Annotated in this window: 18 protein-coding genes; 17 read left to right on the top strand and 1 reads right to left on the bottom strand. The window is 49.8% G+C overall.

Annotation, left to right across the window (positions count from 1 at the left end):
- Positions 1–233: 233 nt before the first annotated feature.
- The 10 genes from fabF (at position 234) to trmD (ending at position 11,016) form a co-directional block, all read left to right on the top strand.
- A complete protein-coding gene (gene fabF, locus E0496_RS06440) occupies positions 234–1,475 on the top strand; it encodes a beta-ketoacyl-ACP synthase II (RefSeq protein WP_141500806.1) in 1,242 nt (413 codons plus the stop codon).
- Positions 1,465–2,169, top strand: coding sequence for a ribonuclease III (gene rnc, locus E0496_RS06435; RefSeq protein WP_141500805.1), 705 nt, complete (start codon positions 1,465–1,467; stop codon positions 2,167–2,169). The genes fabF and rnc overlap by 11 nt, the downstream gene beginning before the upstream one ends.
- Before the next feature lie 190 nt (positions 2,170–2,359).
- Positions 2,360–5,935, top strand: a complete 3,576-nt coding sequence (smc, locus tag E0496_RS06430) for a chromosome segregation protein SMC (protein WP_141500804.1) — start codon at positions 2,360–2,362, stop codon at positions 5,933–5,935.
- 34 nt (positions 5,936–5,969) lie between these two features.
- Positions 5,970–6,977 (top strand): signal recognition particle-docking protein FtsY, encoded by a 1,008-nt coding sequence (gene ftsY, locus E0496_RS06425; RefSeq protein ID WP_141500803.1) that lies wholly within the window; start codon positions 5,970–5,972, stop codon positions 6,975–6,977.
- A gap of 166 nt (positions 6,978–7,143) precedes the next feature.
- Complete coding sequence (gene ylxM / locus E0496_RS06420; protein WP_141500802.1) at positions 7,144–7,506, top strand: YlxM family DNA-binding protein; 363 nt, start codon at positions 7,144–7,146, stop codon at positions 7,504–7,506.
- 26 nt (positions 7,507–7,532) lie between these two features.
- Positions 7,533–8,909, top strand: a complete 1,377-nt coding sequence (gene ffh, locus E0496_RS06415; protein ID WP_141500801.1) for a signal recognition particle protein — start codon at positions 7,533–7,535, stop codon at positions 8,907–8,909.
- A gap of 33 nt (positions 8,910–8,942) precedes the next feature.
- Positions 8,943–9,215 (top strand): 30S ribosomal protein S16, encoded by a 273-nt coding sequence (gene rpsP / locus E0496_RS06410; RefSeq protein WP_053375694.1) that lies wholly within the window; start codon positions 8,943–8,945, stop codon positions 9,213–9,215.
- Positions 9,216–9,240: 25 nt separating this feature from the next.
- Complete coding sequence (locus E0496_RS06405; protein WP_139998308.1) at positions 9,241–9,471, top strand: KH domain-containing protein; 231 nt, start codon at positions 9,241–9,243, stop codon at positions 9,469–9,471.
- Positions 9,472–9,735: 264 nt separating this feature from the next.
- Positions 9,736–10,260, top strand: coding sequence for a ribosome maturation factor RimM (rimM, locus tag E0496_RS06400; RefSeq protein ID WP_141500800.1), 525 nt, complete (start codon positions 9,736–9,738; stop codon positions 10,258–10,260).
- Between the two features lie 3 nt (positions 10,261–10,263).
- Positions 10,264–11,016, top strand: coding sequence for a tRNA (guanosine(37)-N1)-methyltransferase TrmD (gene trmD, locus E0496_RS06395; RefSeq protein ID WP_141500799.1), 753 nt, complete (start codon positions 10,264–10,266; stop codon positions 11,014–11,016).
- Positions 11,017–11,087: 71 nt separating this feature from the next.
- On the opposite strand, the gene E0496_RS06390 is transcribed toward trmD, so the two are convergent.
- Positions 11,088–12,500 carry a CAP-associated domain-containing protein gene (locus E0496_RS06390; protein WP_161601328.1) on the bottom strand — a complete coding sequence of 471 codons (1,413 nt, stop codon included), beginning with the start codon at positions 12,498–12,500 and terminating at the stop codon, positions 11,088–11,090.
- 295 nt (positions 12,501–12,795) lie between these two features.
- Here E0496_RS06390 and rplS point away from each other — a divergent pair, with 295 nt between their 5' ends.
- From rplS to E0496_RS06355, 7 genes are all read left to right on the top strand, one after another.
- The gene (gene rplS / locus E0496_RS06385; RefSeq protein WP_053375699.1) at positions 12,796–13,137 is read left to right on the top strand and encodes a 50S ribosomal protein L19; all 342 of its coding nucleotides are present in this window, start codon (positions 12,796–12,798) and stop codon (positions 13,135–13,137) included.
- Positions 13,138–13,324: 187 nt separating this feature from the next.
- On the top strand, positions 13,325–13,945 hold the full coding sequence (gene lepB / locus E0496_RS06380) for a signal peptidase I (protein WP_241674617.1): 621 nt from the start codon (positions 13,325–13,327) through the stop codon (positions 13,943–13,945).
- A gap of 9 nt (positions 13,946–13,954) precedes the next feature.
- Positions 13,955–14,821, top strand: a complete 867-nt coding sequence (gene ylqF / locus E0496_RS06375; RefSeq protein ID WP_141500796.1) for a ribosome biogenesis GTPase YlqF — start codon at positions 13,955–13,957, stop codon at positions 14,819–14,821.
- 6 nt (positions 14,822–14,827) lie between these two features.
- Entirely contained in the window at positions 14,828–15,469 is a 642-nt protein-coding gene (locus tag E0496_RS06370) for a ribonuclease HII (RefSeq protein WP_141500795.1), read from the top strand.
- Positions 15,470–15,797: 328 nt separating this feature from the next.
- Positions 15,798–17,648, top strand: a complete 1,851-nt coding sequence (locus E0496_RS06365; RefSeq protein ID WP_141500794.1) for a hypothetical protein — start codon at positions 15,798–15,800, stop codon at positions 17,646–17,648.
- Entirely contained in the window at positions 17,645–17,953 is a 309-nt protein-coding gene (locus tag E0496_RS06360) for an EscU/YscU/HrcU family type III secretion system export apparatus switch protein (RefSeq protein ID WP_141500793.1), read from the top strand. Before E0496_RS06365 ends, E0496_RS06360 begins: the two co-directional genes overlap by 4 nt.
- A 40-nt stretch (positions 17,954–17,993) precedes the next feature.
- Complete coding sequence (locus E0496_RS06355) at positions 17,994–18,359, top strand: YraN family protein (protein ID WP_141500825.1); 366 nt, start codon at positions 17,994–17,996, stop codon at positions 18,357–18,359.
- Positions 18,360–18,397 lie beyond the last annotated feature (38 nt).

Below are 18,397 nucleotides of genomic sequence, written 5' to 3'. Positions count from 1 at the left end.
TCCATCTAAATGGTTTTTGATCATCAGAACGACAAAAATAGGTACTGCTGGGTATGCGCAATGATTTTATACCTCCTTATATTTCGAGCGTAAAGGCTCTTACTGTCCAAGAACGGTCTGGCTTGTATTTACCAAGAAATATAAGCAGGGTATACGCGGTACGGTCATATTGACTGATAATTTATACAAGGACGAGTTTGCTCGTCTATATGCTGGACATAGAGGTGAATCGAATGAAACAAAGAGTTGTGGTTACGGGCATGGGCGTTATTACGTCCCTCGGTTCCGATTTGGAGCAATTCTGGGGCAACCTGCTGGAAGGAAAATCAGGGGTATCGGTCGTTGAGGCTTTCGATTTCTCTGAATATCCGACCTATATTGCCGCAGAAGTGAAAAATTTTAATCCAGAAGATTATGGCTTAGATAAGAAAGAAGCACGCAGAATGGACCGCTTTGTGCAATTTGCCTCGGTAGCGAGCCAATTGGCGGTTAAGGATGCGGATTTGCAAATTGGCCAAAATGCAGACGCTGAGCGCGTAGGCGTAATGGTAGGTTCGGGAATCGGCGGACTTGGAACATGGGAAGATCAACATAACATTTTGCTGGAGAAGGGTCCTAAGCGTGTCAGCCCATTCTTTATTCCGATGATGATTGCCAACATGGCATCCGGACAAGTCTCGATGCTGACTGGCGCAAAAGGCCCTAACAGCACAGCGGTTACCGCTTGTGCGACCGGTACTCATTCCATCGGTGATTCCTTTAAGCTGATTCAGCGCGGCGATGCCGACGTTATGATTGCTGGCGGAGCTGAAGCGACAATCAGACCAACGGGAATGGCGGGCTTTTGCTCGATGCGCGCAATGTCTGTTCGCAACGATGAGCCAGCGAAGGCAAGCCGTCCATTTGACATAGACCGTGACGGTTTTGTCATGGGTGAAGGCGCCGGCGTCTTGGTGCTCGAATCGCTTGAGCATGCACAAGCGCGCGGAGCGAAGATTTATGCGGAAGTAATCGGGTATGGCATGAGCGGAGATGCCCACCATATGACTGAGCCGGACCCGGATGGGGCTGCTCGCTGCATGGTGAAGGCGTTCAAGGATGCCGGTATTGAGCCTTCCGACATTGACTATATCAACGCGCACGGCACATCTACTCCTGTCGGCGATCGCTCGGAGACCAAAGCGATTAAGAAGGCGCTTGGTGACCACGCTTATAAGGTCGCTGTCAGCTCGACCAAATCGATGACCGGTCACTTGCTTGGAGCTGCCGGAGGTGTGGAAGCTGTTATTTTGGGCTTGACGCTCAAGAACGGCATTATTGCACCAACCATTAATTTAGACAATCCAGACCCAGAATGCGATCTGGACTACGTTCCAAATAAACCGCGTGAGGCGGATGTGAAGATTGCGCTTTCCAACTCATTTGGATTCGGCGGTCATAATGCATCGATCGTGATGAAAGTTTATGAAGCGTGATTCCTTCTATGAGCTGCAGCAGCGACTGCAGCTCAGCTTTAAACGGACGAAGCTGCTTCGGCAAGCCTTTACGCATACCTCTTATGTGAATGAGCATAAGCGCGGTTCGGCTCAGGATAATGAACGTTTGGAGTTTTTGGGAGATGCAGTGCTGCAACTGCTTGTCTCGGAGTATCTATTCTCGACGTATCCGCAGCGTCCGGAAGGCGAACTGACTAGAATGCGCGCTTCCATCGTCTGTGAGCCTTCACTGGCGCAATTCGCGGAACGGTTGGAGCTAGGCTCTCACGTCCTTCTTGGGCGTGGGGAAGAACAGCTGGGCGGTAGACAGCGGCAAGCGCTGCTTGCTGACTTGTTTGAATCTTTTGTCGGGGCGATTTATTTAGATGCTGGCATTGAGCAAACGAGAGCTTTTCTGAATGAACATATGTTTCCGTTCGTGGAATCCAATGACTACGGCTTGCTCGTGAAGGATTCCAAGTCCAAGCTGCAGGAGCGTTCGCAGCATCACGGGCTTGGCGCGGTTGAATACCGGATTATCGAGGAGCGCGGGCCTGCGCATGACCGTGAATTTGTAGTTGAGGTGTATCTCGGGGAAGAACGCTTCGGCGTTGGAAGCGGGAGAACGAAGAAGGAAGCGGAGCAGCGTGCGGCGGCTGAAGCATGGCGCAACTTGTCGCAGGAGCAAGCTTAAGCAGCGAAGAGAGTGTCCTAGCAGGTCATGCGATCTGATTGGATGCTCTCTTTTTTATGATCAGATGTGCTTACGATGTTGTTCATCTAAGGAGGGGCGGCACTGCACGCAGAGTCCGGTTTTGCCTGTCAATATGGTTATCAAGGCCCATAAGATGTGGTACAATGAGGGGTGAGGTGAAAACCAAGTTATGTTTCTGAAACGGATTGAATTAGCAGGCTTTAAGTCTTTCGCCGATCGGACTGAAATGGAGTTTGTAACCGGAATTACTGCGGTTGTCGGGCCAAATGGCAGCGGTAAAAGCAATATTTCAGACGGCATACGCTGGGTGCTTGGCGAGCAAAGCGCCAAGAGCTTGCGGGGCGGCAAGATGGAGGATATTATTTTTGCAGGCAGCGATGCCCGCAAAGCTGTCAACTACAGCGAGGTTTCGCTCACGCTCGATAATGCCGACGGCGCGCTGCCGCTCGAGTATAACGAGGTGACGGTTACGCGGCGCGTTCATCGGAGCGGCGACAGCGAATATTTGATTAACAAGCAGCCATGTCGGCTAAAAGATATTACCGAGCTGTTTATGGATACCGGTATCGGTAAAGAGGCCTACTCCATTATTGGACAAGGCCGTATTGAAGAAATTTTAAGCACGCGTTCGGAGGATCGGCGCGGAATTTTTGAGGAAGCCTCCGGCATTGTCAAGTACAAGTCACGCAAGCGCGAGGCGCAGAGAAAGCTTGACGAGACGGAGCAAAATTTGCTGCGCATCCACGACCTTGTGACTGAGCTTGAGGATCAGGTTACTCCGCTGTGCAAGCAATCGGAGAAGGCTATTCACTTTAAGTCGCTCAAGGAGCAGCTGAAAACAAAAGAAATTTCGATGTACGTACATAGCATTGAGCAAATTCATGGCTCATGGACGGAAGCGAATAGCAAGCTTGAGCGGTTGAAGCAAGAAGAGCTTCAATTGTCCACGGTTGTTAGCAAGCACGACGCGCATCTGGAGAAGGATCGTCATCAACTGCGAGAGCTAGAGCTTGCCCTAGACCAGCTACATGAAGCGATGCTCCAAATTAGCGAGGACTTCGAGAAATGTGAAGGCTACGGCGAGGTGCTCAAGGAGCGAAAACGCAACCTTGAGCAGAACAAACGTCAGCTTGAGGAGTCGATTGCTGCACAGGATGCTCGTATCGGCACGATGACGCAGGAGGAAGCCGAGTTCCGCAGCCGCGCAGCTGCATTGCAGCTTCAGCTGGCTGATCTCCGCGCGAAAATATCCGATGAGGAAGCCCGCTTGTTGGGCGTTGCAGGCGGAGCGGTTGCTGATGCGGAAGAAACGCTTAAAGGTGAGCTCCTTGAGGTGCTTAGTTCAATGGCTCAGCATCGCAATGAAATCCGTTACGCAGCGCAGCAGCTGGAGACGCTTCAGCGCCGGATGGAGAGAATCAGCGAGGATGAGAGCAAATGGCTGGAGCAGCAAACCAAGCTGGATGCCAGGAGATTAGAACTCGCTGAAGCACTCGAATCGACGCTTGCGCGCCTTGAACAAGCCAGAAACAAAACGCTTACGGAATCCGAGCAGGTTAGAACGATCTCGCAAGGATTGGAAGAAGTAACGCAAGCGATACGCAAGTGGGAGCAGAAGCTTGACAGTCATGTTTCCAGACGCGATACGATGAAGGAAATGCAGGATGCGCTTGATGGCTTTATGCAGGGTGTCAAAGAAGTGCTGAAAGCATCAAGACGCGGCAATAGCGGGATTACAGGTGTCCATGGTGCGGTAGCAGAGCTGCTCCGTGTGCCTGAACGAATTGAGACTGCCGTAGAGACCGCGCTTGGCGGAGCCTTGCAGCATATCGTTATGGAAGATGAGAAAACGGCGCGCACCGCGATTGCCTTCCTCAAGCAGCGTCAGCTCGGACGAGCGACGTTCCTTCCGTTGGACGTCATTCGCGGCAGGCAAGTGCCTGAACACGACAGGCGCACCGCGGAAACAATTGAAGGTTTCGTAGGGGTTGCTGCTGATTTGGTCAGCTCGGATTCTCGCTACTCCGCAATCGTAAACAGTTTGCTTGGCAATGTGCTGCTTGCAGAAACGCTGGAACAAGCGAACCGCATTGCTTCCAAGTGCCAATACCGCTACCGGGTCGTAACGTTGGAAGGCGATGTGGTTAACGCAGGCGGTTCCATGACAGGGGGCAGCCTCCAAAAGAAGGGAGCCAGCCTGCTCGGCCGTCAGAGGCAAATTGATTCGCTCGACCAAGAGATCAAGGACTCTGAAAGAATGGTGGAGCAGCTGCGGAACAAGCTCAGCGATTTGCGTAAAGAGCATTCCATTCGTTCCCATAATATAGAAGAGCTGCGTACGGAAGGTGAAAAATGCCGGATTGAAGAACAGCAAATTAGAGCCGAGCTGCAGCAGCTGCATAACGAAGCCAAGCACTTGGACGAGCAGCGTCAGCTGTATTCGGCAGACCGTAATACGCATTTGTCTGAGCAAAAAGACGTTCAGACGGCGGCAGCGGCAGCAGAGAAGCGTATGGAGCAGCTTGTTGTGGATGAAGGGAGATTGCAGGAAGCGATTCGTTTGGCTGAAGAGCGGCGTAAAGCAAGTGAATCTGCCAAGGAAGAGCTTCAGGGACAGCTTACCGACATTAAGATAGCTGCGGCGAAGACGGATCAGGAGAGATTGTCATATGAGGATCAATCTGCACGCGTGCGGACAGAGATCCAACGGGCAAAGCAAGAGCTGCAAGGGCAGCGTTCGTTGTTGGTTCAACAGGAAGAGGAGCTCGCCAGACATAACCAAGAAATGGTGAATCAAATCGAGCAGCTTAACCATCTGCGCATTAAGAAACAGGAGTGCGGGGAACAAACAGATTTGAAACGGTCGGCGCGGGCGCAGCGAATCGCGGAGCTTGATCTAGGCGAGAGTGAGACGAAGGAACAGCGCGCACAGCTTAGGCAAGTGGAAGAGCAAATGCGTCAGACCGAAATTGCCGCGAACCGTCTGGATGTAGAGCTCGATAACCTGCTTCGCAAGCTTAGTGAGGAATACGAGCTGAGCTACGAGTTGGCGAAAGAAGAGTACCCTGTGCCGGAAGACGTTATTGGCACCCAAAATGAAGTCAGAGATATCAAACGCCAAATTTCGTCACTTGGGGAAGTGAACCTGGGCGCGATTGAGGAATATGAGCGCGTAAGCGAACGGTTTGAATTTTTGTCAGAGCAGAAGGATGATCTTATCGAGGCAAAGACGACGCTGTATCAGGTCATCCGGGAGATGGACGATGAGATGTCGAAACGGTTCAAAACAACATTTGAAGCGATTCGCAGCCATTTCGTTGTCGTTTTCGCCAAGCTGTTCGGAGGCGGCAGAGCGGACCTAGTGCTCGTTGATCCGGATCGCGTGCTCGACACGGGGATCGATATCGTAGCGCAGCCGCCAGGTAAAAAGCTGCAAAACCTGCAGCTGTTATCTGGTGGAGAGCGCGCATTGACGGCAATTGCTTTGCTGTTTGCGATATTGCAGGTCAAGCCTGTGCCGTTCTGCGTACTCGATGAGGTTGAAGCCGCGCTAGATGAAGCCAATGTCTCACGTTTTGCGCAATATTTGCGCGAGTTTTCGGAGCTGACGCAGTTTATCGTCGTTACGCATCGGAAAGGGACGATGGAGGAAGCGGATGTGCTGTATGGCGTTACGATGGAGGAAGGCGGCGTATCGAAGCTAGTTTCTGTACGCTTGGAGGATGAAGAGCCGGTATCCGCATAAAAAATCGGCAATGTGAGGATGGGGAGTAGAAACGATGAGTTTTTTTAAGAAGCTGAAGGAAAGCATCGCATCAAAAACAGAAGCGGTAACGAATATATTTAAAGAAGGTCTCTCGAAGACACGCACGGCATTCGTTGAGAAGGTCGAGGAGCTGATTACCCGCCGCAAAAAGATCGATGAGCAGTTTTACGAGGAGCTGGAGGAAATTCTAATTGGCGCAGACGTTGGCGTCAATACGGTGATGCAGCTTATCGAGGATCTGCGCGTTGAGGTGAAGAAGCGGAAGATCGAGGACGCAGCTGATTTGCAGCCGATTCTTTCGGAGAAGCTGATCCACCTTATGAAGGGCGATGATCAGTCAGGCTTGCACATGGCGTCAAGCGGGATAACCGTTATTTTGTTCGTTGGCGTCAATGGGGTCGGAAAGACGACCACGATCGGCAAGCTAGCCCACAAGTTCAAAAGCGAGGGAAAAAGCGTGCTTATGGCTGCGGGAGACACATTCCGCGCTGGAGCTATTGAGCAGCTTGAGGTATGGGGTGAACGTGTAGGCGTGGACGTGATTAAGCAGCAATCGGGTTCAGATCCCGCGGCAGTGATGTATGATGCGGTGCAAGCGGCTAAGCAGCGCGGCGTTGATGTGCTCCTATGCGATACGGCTGGAAGGCTGCAAAACAAAACGAATCTAATGGAAGAGCTAAACAAGATCTTCCGCGTTATCAGACGTGAACTGCCAGATGCTCCGCATGAGGTCCTGCTTGTGCTGGATGCGACGACTGGCCAAAATGCACTAAGTCAAGCCAAGCTGTTCGGAGAGAAAAGCGGCGTAACAGGCCTTGTGCTGACCAAGCTTGATGGCACGGCCAAAGGCGGTATCGTCATTGCGATTCGCAATGAGCTGAGCTTGCCCGTTAAGCTTGTGGGACTCGGCGAGAAAATGGGTGATCTTCAGCAGTTTGATTCCGAGCAATTTATCCATGCGTTGTTTGCCGGATTGATTCAGCGCGAGGATGCCAGTGACGAATCAAAAACAGCGGAATAATGTCAGGCTGACCGTTAGTTTCGCCTGAAAGGAGCGGCTTGTAAAGGTGACAAGGTGAAATGCTTGACAGCAGCCTATAGCTTCATGTATGATAAAAGACGTTGTCAGGTGTAAGGGTATTTACCTTGTCGGTGACACAAGCGAAATAACAGGAGGGGCTGAGGGGATGAAAGCAAATGAACCAGATGCCTTATCCAAAACAACCCGAATAAACTTGTTATTCGATTTTTACGAGCCGCTCTTGACTGAGAAGCAGCGGACGTTTCTCAAATATTATTTCCATGATGATTTCTCTCTGGGAGAGATTGCAGCGGAATTCGGCATTAGCCGGCAAGCGGTCTATGAGCATATCAAGCGGGCTGAACAGGTGCTTGAGAGCTATGAGAGCAAGCTTGAACTGCATCTCAAACATGAGTCCTTCTCACAACTAACCGTGCAGCTTGTAAACAGCGTCAATGCTTTATCCCTTTCTGAGGAAGAACGGCAGGCGCTCATGAGCGTTATCGCACAATTTAAATTGACTGAATAATAGATGAAGAATGGAGGTGACGGTACATGGCAGCATTTGAGAGCTTATCGAGTCGGCTTCAAAATGTGTTCAGCAAGCTAAGGGGCAAAGGCAAGGTCTCCGAGGAAGATGTTGGCGAAGCTATGCGCGAGGTGCGTTTGGCGCTTCTGGAGGCGGACGTTAACTTCAAAGTCGTAAAGGACTTTATCGCCAAGGTGAAGGAACGGGCGATTGGCTTGGATGTATCCAAGAGCTTCACGCCTGGCATGGTCGTCATCGATATCGTAAATAAAGAGCTGACCGAGCTGATGGGCGGCACGCAGAGCAAGCTGGCGAAGGCTAACAAGCCTCCAACAGTCATTATGATGGCTGGTTTGCAGGGCGCCGGTAAAACAACGACATCGGGCAAGTTGGCCAAGCTGCTACAGAAGAGCAACAACAAGCCGCTTCTTATCGCATGTGACATTTATCGTCCGGCTGCGATTAAGCAGCTTCAAGTTCTCGGTGAGCAGATTAATGCACCGGTCTTCTCCCTGGGCGACCAGACTTCGCCTGTAGAGATTGCACGTGCCGGTCTGCAGCATGCCAAAGATAACGGAAATGACTACGTCATTATCGATACCGCTGGACGACTGCATATTGACGAAGAGCTGATGGAAGAGCTTAAGCAAATCCATTTGGTTACGAAACCGGATGAAGTTCTTCTCGTGGTGGATGCAATGACTGGACAAGATGCCGTTAACGTTGCCCAAAGCTTTCATGAGCAGCTTGCCTTAACGGGTGTTGTACTCACGAAGCTCGATGGCGATACCCGCGGCGGTGCGGCGCTATCGGTCAAAGCCGTAACAGGCTGTCCGATTAAATTCGCGGCGATGGGTGAGAAGATTGACTCCTTGGAGCCATTCCATCCGGAGCGTATGGCGTCCCGTATTCTCGGCATGGGGGATATGCTCTCCTTGATTGAGAAGGCACAGTCGAATATCGATGCGGATAAGGCGAAGGAAATGGAACGTAAGATGCGTACCGCAGAATTTACGTTCGACGATTTCCTTGAGCAGATGGAGCAGGTTCGCAACTTGGGGCCGCTTGATCAAATTATGGATATGCTGCCCGGCATGAACAAGATGAAGGGCATGAAGGATATGAAGGTCGATGAGAAACAAATCGGCCGCGTCGAAGCAATTGTCCGCTCCATGACGAAACAGGAGAAGCAAAAGCCCGAGCTGCTTAACCACAGTCGCCGCAAACGCGTCGCTGCTGGCAGTGGCACGACGATTGTTGAGGTTAACCGCCTCATTAAGCAATTCGACGATATGAAGAAAATGATGAAGCAATTCTCATCGATGATGGGCCCGAAAGGTCCGAAGGGCGGCAAGAAAGGCCTGAAGGGCATGCTCGGCAAAAATATGAAATTCCCGTTTTAATTTTAGTTTACTCTTTGAAGGAGGTGAATTTTTATGGCAGTACGTATTCGTTTGAAAAGAATTGGTGCTCACAAAGCTCCTTTCTACCGCGTAGTAGTTTCGGATTCCCGTTCGCCGCGTGACGGACGTTTTATCGAAGAGATCGGCACTTATAACCCGGTTGCACAACCGGCTCAAGTTAAGATCGATGAAGAAAAAGCGTTGAAATGGTTGCAAACAGGAGCACAAGCTTCTGATACCGTTCGCGACTTGCTTTCCAAAGCTGGTGTTCTGAAGAAGTTCCATGAGCTTAAGCAACAGAAATAACTGTTGAATAGCGGAGGGCCTTGAGATGAAAGAATTGATTCTTGTCATAGCGAAGGCATTGGTTGATCATCCTGATCAGGTGCAAATCAATGTGAAGGATGATGACCGTGGCACGATATACGAGCTTTCGGTTCACCCCGAGGATATCGGTAAAATCATCGGTAAACAGGGACGCATAGCGAAAGCGATTCGGACGGTTGTCACTTCTGCTTCCGTCAAATCGCCTAAGCGTGTCATTGTTGACATTATGTCATGATGCACATGCGAGAAGAAGGCCGGGATGAATGTCCTGGCCTTCTTTTTTTAAATATAAGACTTTATATGTTTCACCTGATAAAGTATTCTTCTATTTCTACGAGAAACGGATAGCCTCCTCTTGCAGAGGACGACCAAGCCGTTTCTTCTTGGTAATTAGGTTTCATGAGATCTAGACATCTCCAAGCGGCTTCGTTCTTCGACATGGAACGATGCCGTTTTTGCATGTATAATAAGGTATACACATTGGAAGGGCTGGTTTAACATGAGCGAAAAATGGTTTACGGTCGGGAAGGTAGTCAATACGCATGGCATACGGGGAGAACTCAAAATTTTGTCGCAAACGGATTTTGCGGAGGTTCGTTTTGCAGTGGGAAGTCAGCTACTGATGCTGAATGAAGAAAACGGGGCGTCACTTGAAGTGAAAGTGATTGGCTCACGTGCGAACAAAAACGTATACATATTGAAGCTGGAAGGCTTCACGAATATTAATGAAGTAGAGAAATATAAGGGCTGGGTGCTTAAGGTATCGAAGGACAAGCAGCTTGAGCTTGAGGAAGGCGAATACTATTACCATGAAATTATCGGTTGCCGGGTCGTGACGGAGGAAGGTGAGGAGATTGGCACGATCTCTGAAATTTTAAGTCCTGGCGCTAACGACGTTTGGGTTGTGGACCGGCCTAAGGGTTCAGGCAAGCAACTGCTCCTGCCAGTCATTGACGAGGTGCTGAGAAACGTCGATACCAAAGAAAAAGTAGTGACGGTTCACCTCATGGAAGGATTGATTTAACCGATGAAAATAGATGTGCTGACGTTATTTCCTGAAATGTTCGATGGCGTGTTCCAAGCGAGCATCCTGGGAAAAGCGAAGGAAAAAGGGATTGTTGATCTTCAGGCAATCAACTTCCGCGCTTATTCGGGCAATAAGCATAATACGGTTGACGATTATCCTTACGGCGGCGGAGGCGGCATGGTGTTGAAGCCGGAGCCGGTTTTCGCTGCAGTTGAGGATCTAAAGTTGGAAGAGGACGTAAAGCCCCGCGTGGTGTTGCTCTGTCCACAAGGAGCACAGTTTACGCAGCAGAAGGCTGAGGAGCTGGCAAAAGAACAGCACATTGTGCTCATCTGCGGACACTATGAGGGCTACGATGAGCGTATTCGCGAACATCTCGTTACCGACGAGCTATCGATCGGCGATTATGTGCTGACGGGCGGAGAAATCCCGGCTATGGTGCTGATCGACAGCGTCGTAAGACTGCTGCCTGGCGTGCTGGGCAATGAGACGTCGGCAGTAACGGATTCTTACAGCACGGGTCTGCTTGAGCACCCGCACTATACTCGTCCTTCTGCGTTTCGCGGGTGGGAGGTTCCGGAGGTTCTAATATCTGGCCATCATGCCAATATAGAGGTATGGCGGCGTCAGCAATCACTTCTGAGGACGCTGGAGCGCCGTCCTGACCTTCTAAAGAGTGCAGAGCTCTCGGATAAGGAGCGCAAGTGGATCGCTTCTCGAAGGAAACAGGAGACGGATAAGACACGTACGTGAAAATGACTAATGGATAAATATAAAGCCGCAGCGGAAGCCCGCTGCGGCTTTGTTGAGCATGAGGCTCAGAATTATGGCGTATAAAAATTTTGCGTATAATAGACCTGATAACTGCCGCCAATGGCAACGCCCGTTCCGAGCCGCTTCAGCTTGCTGCTCAGCAGCGTCTCGCGATGTCCCTTTTTGGAATTAATCCATCCATAATGAGCGAAAATGCTATTCGTGTAACCGGCTGCAATATTTTCCGATGCGGAATGATACTTGACGCCATTGGCTTTCATGCGGTCAAAAGGTGTCGAACCGTCTGGGTTAGTATGGTCAAAAAAATCACGTGCGCTCATGTCGCTACTGTGTCCATGGGCAGAGGCAGCGGCAAGCTTGTCCCATAACAAAAGCGGAATTCCACGGCTTGCGCGTTCTGCGTTCGCCAAATCAAAAAGCTGCTGCTCATAGGCTGCTTCGAGCTTACTGGAATAGGCTGCTTTTGGAGCTTGGGAAGATTCCTGATTCATAACCAGGATTGCGCTAATTTTGCTGTTGTTTTGTCTGTCCAGAAACAGAGTGGTTCGGACTTTATTGGTAGTATAGGCATAATAGTCGTCAGCGGCCTCTGCTTTCGTAACATTGGATACCAGTTTTTTTGCGTTTTCTATGCTTTGACTGATTTTCACGCCTGATTTCAGGCTCCAGCTGCTGCCTGTATTAGAGTAGAGAGCTGTTACTCGCTCATTTTGAACGCCGAACATCATAAGGTTGTCGTAGCTCGCATTATAGACATACCAGGAGAAGCCATATTCGCTTGGATCGATGCGAGAGGGCTTGCCGAGCAACTGCTGCAGCCTTTGCTGCGTGTCATTCAAAGCAATTCCGCCTAGCGAGTCGTTGGTGTTTTGGATTTTTGTTGCGGATAGAGTGCTGGAATGAAGTTTGAGGTTATAGAAGAAGGTGAGCGCCTCGGCGCGTGTTAGTTTTCCATCTGCAGCAAAACCTGCGACCGTAGCCGAGGTGCGTCCGCTTGATATTTTCTCGTTGAGCAGCCACTGGATGGCGCTTTGCTCGGTGTAGGCTTTACCGCTAGCCGCCGATGCGAGCAGCAGGGCTGCTTGTCCGCGCCGTAATTCGCCTGTTGGCTTAATCGTGCTTAATGGCCAGCCAAGATTATTTGCATAATCGTAATAAGGCGTGGACCAACTGGAGCCGGTTGGTGCGGACTCATTAACTAAACTATATGTTCTTAATAGCATGGCAAGAAATTCAGCTTCATTAACAAGCTTGTTAGGTTTAAACGAGCCATCCTCGTAACCTTGTGCCAAATGCTGTTCGGTTGCCCAAGAAATGTAGAAGCCAGCCCAGTGGCCGCTTGTATCCTTGAACGCTACGGCATCCGCAGAAGCCTGCAAAGGACCTGCCACTGCGAGCACGCTCAATACAGCTAGAATACCCCCTTTTTTCAAAATAGTAGAGAAATGTCTTGGATGGTGCAAAATGGTCACCTCTTTTGTCGGTGTTTGTCATACTTCAGTATACATGAAATTAAAACAAGGTGAAACGGCTATCGCCGTCCTTTGGTGGCGCGTTTCATTCCGAGTAATATAGAGAGTGTATAGCCTAAGGATATGCTTTCCTCTATTTTTTAAAAAATCGTGTTGTATTCTTGGGCTGGTTATGGTAAAATTTCTAATGTTGTTCGTAAAGTCGGACGGTCCGCTATCAGCGATGATCCGGTTCAGAGGAATTCGGGGAGTTTATAAGAACGTCTATGTGGAAGGAGTGAATCAAATGAATCTTTTGCAAACAATTGCGCAAGAAAACCTGCGCCAAGGTCTACCGAACTTTCGTCCTGGTGACACGCTAAAAGTTCATGTAAAAGTTATCGAGGGAACTCGTGAGCGTATCCAGTTGTTCGAAGGCGTTGTTATCAAACGTCGCGGCGGTGGAATTAGCGAAACTTTTACAGTGCGTAAAATTTCCTACGGTGTTGGTGTGGAAAGAACTTTCCCGCTTAACTCGCCTAAAATCGAAAAAATCGAAGTGGCTCGCCGTGGTAAAGTACGTCGCGCGAAATTGTACTACCTACGTAGTCTTCGCGGAAAAGCTGCTCGTATTAAAGAAATTCGTTAAGAACAAACGACAAGAGGGGCTTGCGCAAACAAGCTCCTTTTCGTTTTTTCTCAAAGGCTAATTACATATTCCAACATAGGGGAAGAAGGCGAACAGAGTGGATTCACAGCAGCGCAATGATGGGCTGGACAACGGCAGCGAAAATGATTCAAAAGATACGCAGAACCATGCAGAAAATCAGCAACAAATACCTAACCGCGCAGCAGTCCACGCATCTGGCTCAGGAAAGCAAGGCGGAGCATACAAGGAAATCATAGAATGGATCAAAGCATTAGTCATTGCGGTCGTTCTTGTATTTCTCATTCGTCAATTTTTGTTTTCGCCATTCATCGTCGATGGACCATCCATGCAGCCTAACTTTGAGACAGGCGAACGTCTGATTGTTAACAAAATTTTATACACGATCCGTGAGCCGAAGTTCGGTGAGGTCGTTGTTTTTGATGTACCTGAGCAAGGCCGCAAGTTTATTAAACGCGTAATCGGCGTGCCTGGCGATACCATTAGGCTTGAAGGCGATGATTTGTATATCAACGACAAAAAAATCGAAGAGCCTTATATTAAAGAAGCGATTGCAGAAGCTAATGCTAAAGGCGAGCTATATAATCAAAATGGACCAAACTTTCCAAATCCCGAGGTTCCTGAGACAACGGTTCCCGAAGGCGCGATTTTTGCGCTTGGAGACAACCGGGGCGACAGCACGGATAGCCGTGTGATTGGGTTTGTCGAAGATAAAGAGGTTGTAGGTCGCGCCGATATTATATTCTGGCCGCTGAACAAGCTGGAGTTTATCAAGCACTGGACTAAATGAGGTGAATAAATGACCATTCAATGGTTTCCGGGTCATATGACCCGGGCGAAACGGCAAATACAGGACAAGCTCAAGCTCATCGATCTTGCCATCGAACTATTGGATGCTAGGGTTCCGCTTTCGAGCCGAAATCCGATGATTGAGGAAATTTTGAACGGAAAACCAAGGCTGATCGTGCTTAACAAATCCGATTTGGCCGATCCGAAGACGACGGAGCAATGGATGGCGTATTTCCGCAACGAGGGACACGAATCCATTGCAATTGATTCTTCTACCGGCACGCGCGTAAACGAGGTTCCGCTCAAGGCAAAGCAAATTTTGCATGAGAAGATTGCCCGTCAAATAGCTAAGGGCATTAATCCGCGCGCTATTCGCGGTCTTATCGTGGGCATTCCGAACGTAGGGAAGTCAACATTGATCAATAAGCTGGCAGGCCGTGCGATCGCGTTGACAGGAGACCGTCCAGGAGTAACGAAAGGCCAGCAATGGATTAAAGTGGGAACCGAAATGGAATTGCTGGATACGCCGGGTATTTTGTGGCCGAAGTTCGAGGATGAGCTGGTCGGTTACCGTTTGGCTATGACCGGTGCAATCAGAGAGCAAATATTAAACGTGGACGATATTGCTTTTTTTGCGATGCGTGAGCTAATCGACCGTTACTGGCCGAATATGAAGGAGCGTTATGAGCTTGAGACGCCTCCGAAAGATGCTACCGATTCCGACGAGATTGTAAGAGTGATGGAGGATATCGGTCGCCGGAGGGGCTGCCTGCTAAGCGGGGGACGTGTCGATCTGGAGAAGACGTCAGGCATTATTTTGCGTGATTTGCGTTCAGGCAAGCTTGGACGCATTACGCTGGAGGCACCGCCGTACTGATGTGAAATGGGGGAACGTAACGTGCTGCAATATGAACAGTCGTTATGGCAAGAAGGATATCAAGCCATTGCCGGCGTGGATGAGGTTGGGCGGGGCTGTTTGTTTGGGGATGTAGTAGCTGCTGCGGTTATATTGCCTCCGGGGCTTGTTATTGAGGGAGTCAATGATTCGAAGAAGCTTTCGGAGAAAAAGCGGGACCAGCTTTATGTGACTATTTTGCAGGAATGCGTGGCTTGGTCGGCTGCCCGTGTGGACGCGAAAACCATTGATAAGATCAATATTAAGCAGGCTGCAAGACTAGCTATGAAGATTGCAGTGGAATCCTTGGAGATTCCTTCTGATTATTTGCTGATTGACGCAGAGAAGGTAGATGTCGTTTTGCCTCAGCAATCCATTATCAAGGGCGATGCTACAAGCCAGTCTATTGCGGCAGCTTCTATTGTAGCCAAGGTTACGCGAGATCGCCTTTGCGCTGAGGATTGGGAGAATGAGTACCCTGATTATGGAATTGCCATTCATAAAGGGTATCCCACTAAGCTGCACAGAGAAAGATTGCTTGAACACGGCCCTAGTTTACTGCATCGCCGATCGTTTTTGGGCAGAATTTTTACGGAGGAGCAGTTGCTGCTCTACCAGCCTACTACCTGAGAGAGAAATAATGAACGCTCGATTGATTGCGTGAGGCCATGGAATGGCCTGGGCAATCAATCGAGCGTTTTTTATTAAAATGTAAGACTTGAAATGTTTTACACGATTGAGGAGCCTTCTTTTTCTGGGAGAAACGGATACCCTTTTCTTGTAGAAGACGACGAATCCGTATCTTCTTGCGGATACACTTTTTAGCTGGAGTGACTTCATGCTTAGCTCTCATCAACCGATATAAGGAGTATAGGTTTAACGGAGCAACTAGTAAACGGATATGCGCTTGAGCTAAAGCTCTAAGATAGGCGCTCAGCAGCGGAGGCGGATTGAACAGATGAATATTAGTCAAATGATGCGAAGCTTCCTAGGTGAGGCGTCTAGTACGGATTCTCGGGCCATGGAGCTTAAATCAGGTCAAGTTGTGCGCGGTGTGGTACTGCAGGTGTTGGAAAATAATGAGGCACTCGTCCAAATCAATGGTGTTCAGGTGCGTGCGAAGCTGGAACAGCCGATGCAGGTTGGCCAGTCCGCCATATTGCAGGTTCAGCCGCAATCCAATGGAGCACTTGTTGTACTGAAGCCTGTCGATCCAGGCCAGGTGGGATTACCGGACGACTCGTTCAAGGAGTGGGCAAAGCAGCTTGCGCTGCCTGAACAGAAATGGGCGGTTGAAATCGTGAAGGACTTACGCAAGGAAGGCGCGATATTAAATCGAGAGGTTTCACAAGCGTTTCAACAAGCAGCTGCTGCTATGCCGGCCGGAGGCGATGTGGAAGAGTGGATGAGAGCTGCGGCAGCGACATACAAAAGAGGCTTGCCCATGACGGGCGGTACGGTTAGTGCGATGCAGCAGGTGATGTTTGGGCGTAGCGCGCATGAATTGATCGACACGCTGCAGCAGCAGCTGACGTCACTGGTTAGTTTGGTTGACCAAGACGGTGGAGCACCGGATGCGGCGAAGTCATTGCCTCAAGCAGCTGCTAGAGTGCAAGTCCTGCTTGCAGATGGCATGGAACTGCTGCGCATTGCGGCTTCGGATGCTGATCCGGCTAATGCAGAGAAAGCAGGAGTCAAGGATGCTTCTGTCGTTAAGGCGCAGTTGGTTCAGCCTGTACCGACAGTGAAAGCAGATATAGTGCCTAGCAGTGCATCCAATACGCCTGCCATAGAAGACGGGGCAGATGGGCATGCCATACAGCAGTCAGCCAAAGCGGCAGTAAGCCAGACGAATTGGCTTGGTCAAATGATGAAGTGGATGGGCGTGGACCATGAGCTGCAGCTAGCTAAAGCTGTTACAAGTGAAGCAGCACCTTCTACGCCTGCTAGCCCAACTACTACTGCTACTGCGCAGGGAGCAGAAGCTGCTCCAAAGCCTGCTGCAGCAGCACAGGGACAACCTCTGCCGCAGCAAGCTAATCCGATTATTCCGGAAACAGCAGGGAAGGAGCCTCAGCATACGGCTGGTCTAACGCAGGGCAAGCCTGAGGATCCGGATGATCAGCAGCAGCAGCCCATACGTCACAATGACCTTAGGGCTGGAATAGAAAGGGCTGCCGCTGCGGTCATTTCTTCGGTGGCAGATGATATCCGCATGGCTGATCCCGCTTTACCTTCACAACCAGCAGAATCACTTAAGAGCGCTTTGCTTTCCCTAATCTCATCCGATCAAACACCAGCAGCAATAAAGGAAACGGCACAGCAACTGGTGCAGCAAATAACAGGACAGCAGTTGCTATTGACTCCAGAGCGGAACAGCTCGGTGCTTACGCATGTTACGATGTTTATTCCGCTTAACAGTCCTGATGGTCAGCAAACAGCCTCCGTCCATATTCAGACGAGACGGGGACGCAAGGGAGAGCTGGATTCCTCTAATTGCAGACTTCTGTTTAATTTATCAATGAATACACTTGGCGATACGATGGTGGATGTTAATGTCATGGACAAGATTGTTAGCTTAAATTTATGGAATGACCATCCCGCTATTTCCATGCTTGCCGAAACCTCACGTTCGGAAATTGCAAGCAGTTTGCAGCAGGCAGGTTATCAGCTGCTATCCCTACGAACAACACCGCTTCCAAAGGCTGGCGAGCAAGCGGTGAGCGAAACAGCTGCAAAAAGCAAGCCATTGCCTGAGATGTCAGCTTTTACGTCGAATCGCTACAAAGGGGTCGATTACCGAATATGAGCAGTGAACAGGCGGATTACCCGCCGCAATCCAAAATAAAAAAAGCAGTTGCTTTAAAATACGAGCCTGGTGAGCGAACAGCGCCAGTCATGGTAGCCAAGGGAAAGGGGCAAATGGCTGAGCTTATTCTTGAAAAGGCGAAAGAGAACGGTATCCCTGTTCAAGAGGATTCCTCGCTTGTTGAAGTGCTTTCGAAGCTGGACATCGATCAGGAAATACCGCCTGAGCTGTACACGCTCGTCGCTGAAATATTAAGCTTCGTGTACCGCTCCGACCGAAAAGCGAGGGATCTTCGCGATGCATGAGGCGGAAGAAACTCTTCGTGCTCCCGCGGGTCCAAAGAAAATGGATACCAGAAAGCAAATAGGCAGACTTGGAGAAGACGCAGCGTGTAATTATTTGGATCAGGCTGGCTATGCTATAATTACACGAAACTGGCGATGCCGCAGCGGCGAAATTGATATTATAGCGGAGTGCGAAGGTAGATTAGTGTTCGTAGAGGTTCGTACAAGAAGAGCAGGCGGGAGATTCGGGACAGCTGCAGAGTCCGTTGATCGACGAAAGCAGCAGAAAGTAAGAGATATTGCCCAAGTGTATCTGCGAAATGTACATCTCCAGAATGCTGCAATAAGGTTTGATGTCATTACTGTAATGATTAACCGAATAGATGAAACAATTACGGAATGTAAGCATTATGAGGCTGCATTTTAAAACGCTACATAAAAGAAGGCTTTCTTTGGGGTGAAGTA

The organism is Paenibacillus luteus (genome assembly GCF_006542765.1).
Lineage (GTDB): Bacteria > Bacillota > Bacilli > Paenibacillales > Paenibacillaceae > Pristimantibacillus > Pristimantibacillus luteus.
This window is presented reverse-complemented; position numbering and strand designations above follow the sequence as displayed.

Excerpts from the sequence above, each read along its gene's own strand:
- fabF (WP_141500806.1), top strand. The coding sequence starts at position 234 with ATGAAACAAAGAGTTGTGGTTACGGGCATGGGCGTTATTACGTCCCTC.
- rnc (WP_141500805.1), top strand. The coding sequence starts at position 1,465 with ATGAAGCGTGATTCCTTCTATGAGCTGCAGCAGCGACTGCAGCTCAGC.
- smc (WP_141500804.1), top strand. The coding sequence starts at position 2,360 with ATGTTTCTGAAACGGATTGAATTAGCAGGCTTTAAGTCTTTCGCCGAT.
- ftsY (WP_141500803.1), top strand. The coding sequence starts at position 5,970 with ATGAGTTTTTTTAAGAAGCTGAAGGAAAGCATCGCATCAAAAACAGAA.
- ylxM (WP_141500802.1), top strand. The coding sequence starts at position 7,144 with ATGAAAGCAAATGAACCAGATGCCTTATCCAAAACAACCCGAATAAAC.
- ffh (WP_141500801.1), top strand. The coding sequence starts at position 7,533 with ATGGCAGCATTTGAGAGCTTATCGAGTCGGCTTCAAAATGTGTTCAGC.
- rpsP (WP_053375694.1), top strand. The coding sequence starts at position 8,943 with ATGGCAGTACGTATTCGTTTGAAAAGAATTGGTGCTCACAAAGCTCCT.
- E0496_RS06405 (WP_139998308.1), top strand. The coding sequence starts at position 9,241 with ATGAAAGAATTGATTCTTGTCATAGCGAAGGCATTGGTTGATCATCCT.
- rimM (WP_141500800.1), top strand. The coding sequence starts at position 9,736 with ATGAGCGAAAAATGGTTTACGGTCGGGAAGGTAGTCAATACGCATGGC.
- trmD (WP_141500799.1), top strand. The coding sequence starts at position 10,264 with ATGAAAATAGATGTGCTGACGTTATTTCCTGAAATGTTCGATGGCGTG.
- rplS (WP_053375699.1), top strand. The coding sequence starts at position 12,796 with ATGAATCTTTTGCAAACAATTGCGCAAGAAAACCTGCGCCAAGGTCTA.
- ylqF (WP_141500796.1), top strand. The coding sequence starts at position 13,955 with ATGACCATTCAATGGTTTCCGGGTCATATGACCCGGGCGAAACGGCAA.
- E0496_RS06370 (WP_141500795.1), top strand. The coding sequence starts at position 14,828 with ATGGGGGAACGTAACGTGCTGCAATATGAACAGTCGTTATGGCAAGAA.
- E0496_RS06365 (WP_141500794.1), top strand. The coding sequence starts at position 15,798 with ATGAATATTAGTCAAATGATGCGAAGCTTCCTAGGTGAGGCGTCTAGT.
- E0496_RS06360 (WP_141500793.1), top strand. The coding sequence starts at position 17,645 with ATGAGCAGTGAACAGGCGGATTACCCGCCGCAATCCAAAATAAAAAAA.
- E0496_RS06355 (WP_141500825.1), top strand. The coding sequence starts at position 17,994 with ATGGATACCAGAAAGCAAATAGGCAGACTTGGAGAAGACGCAGCGTGT.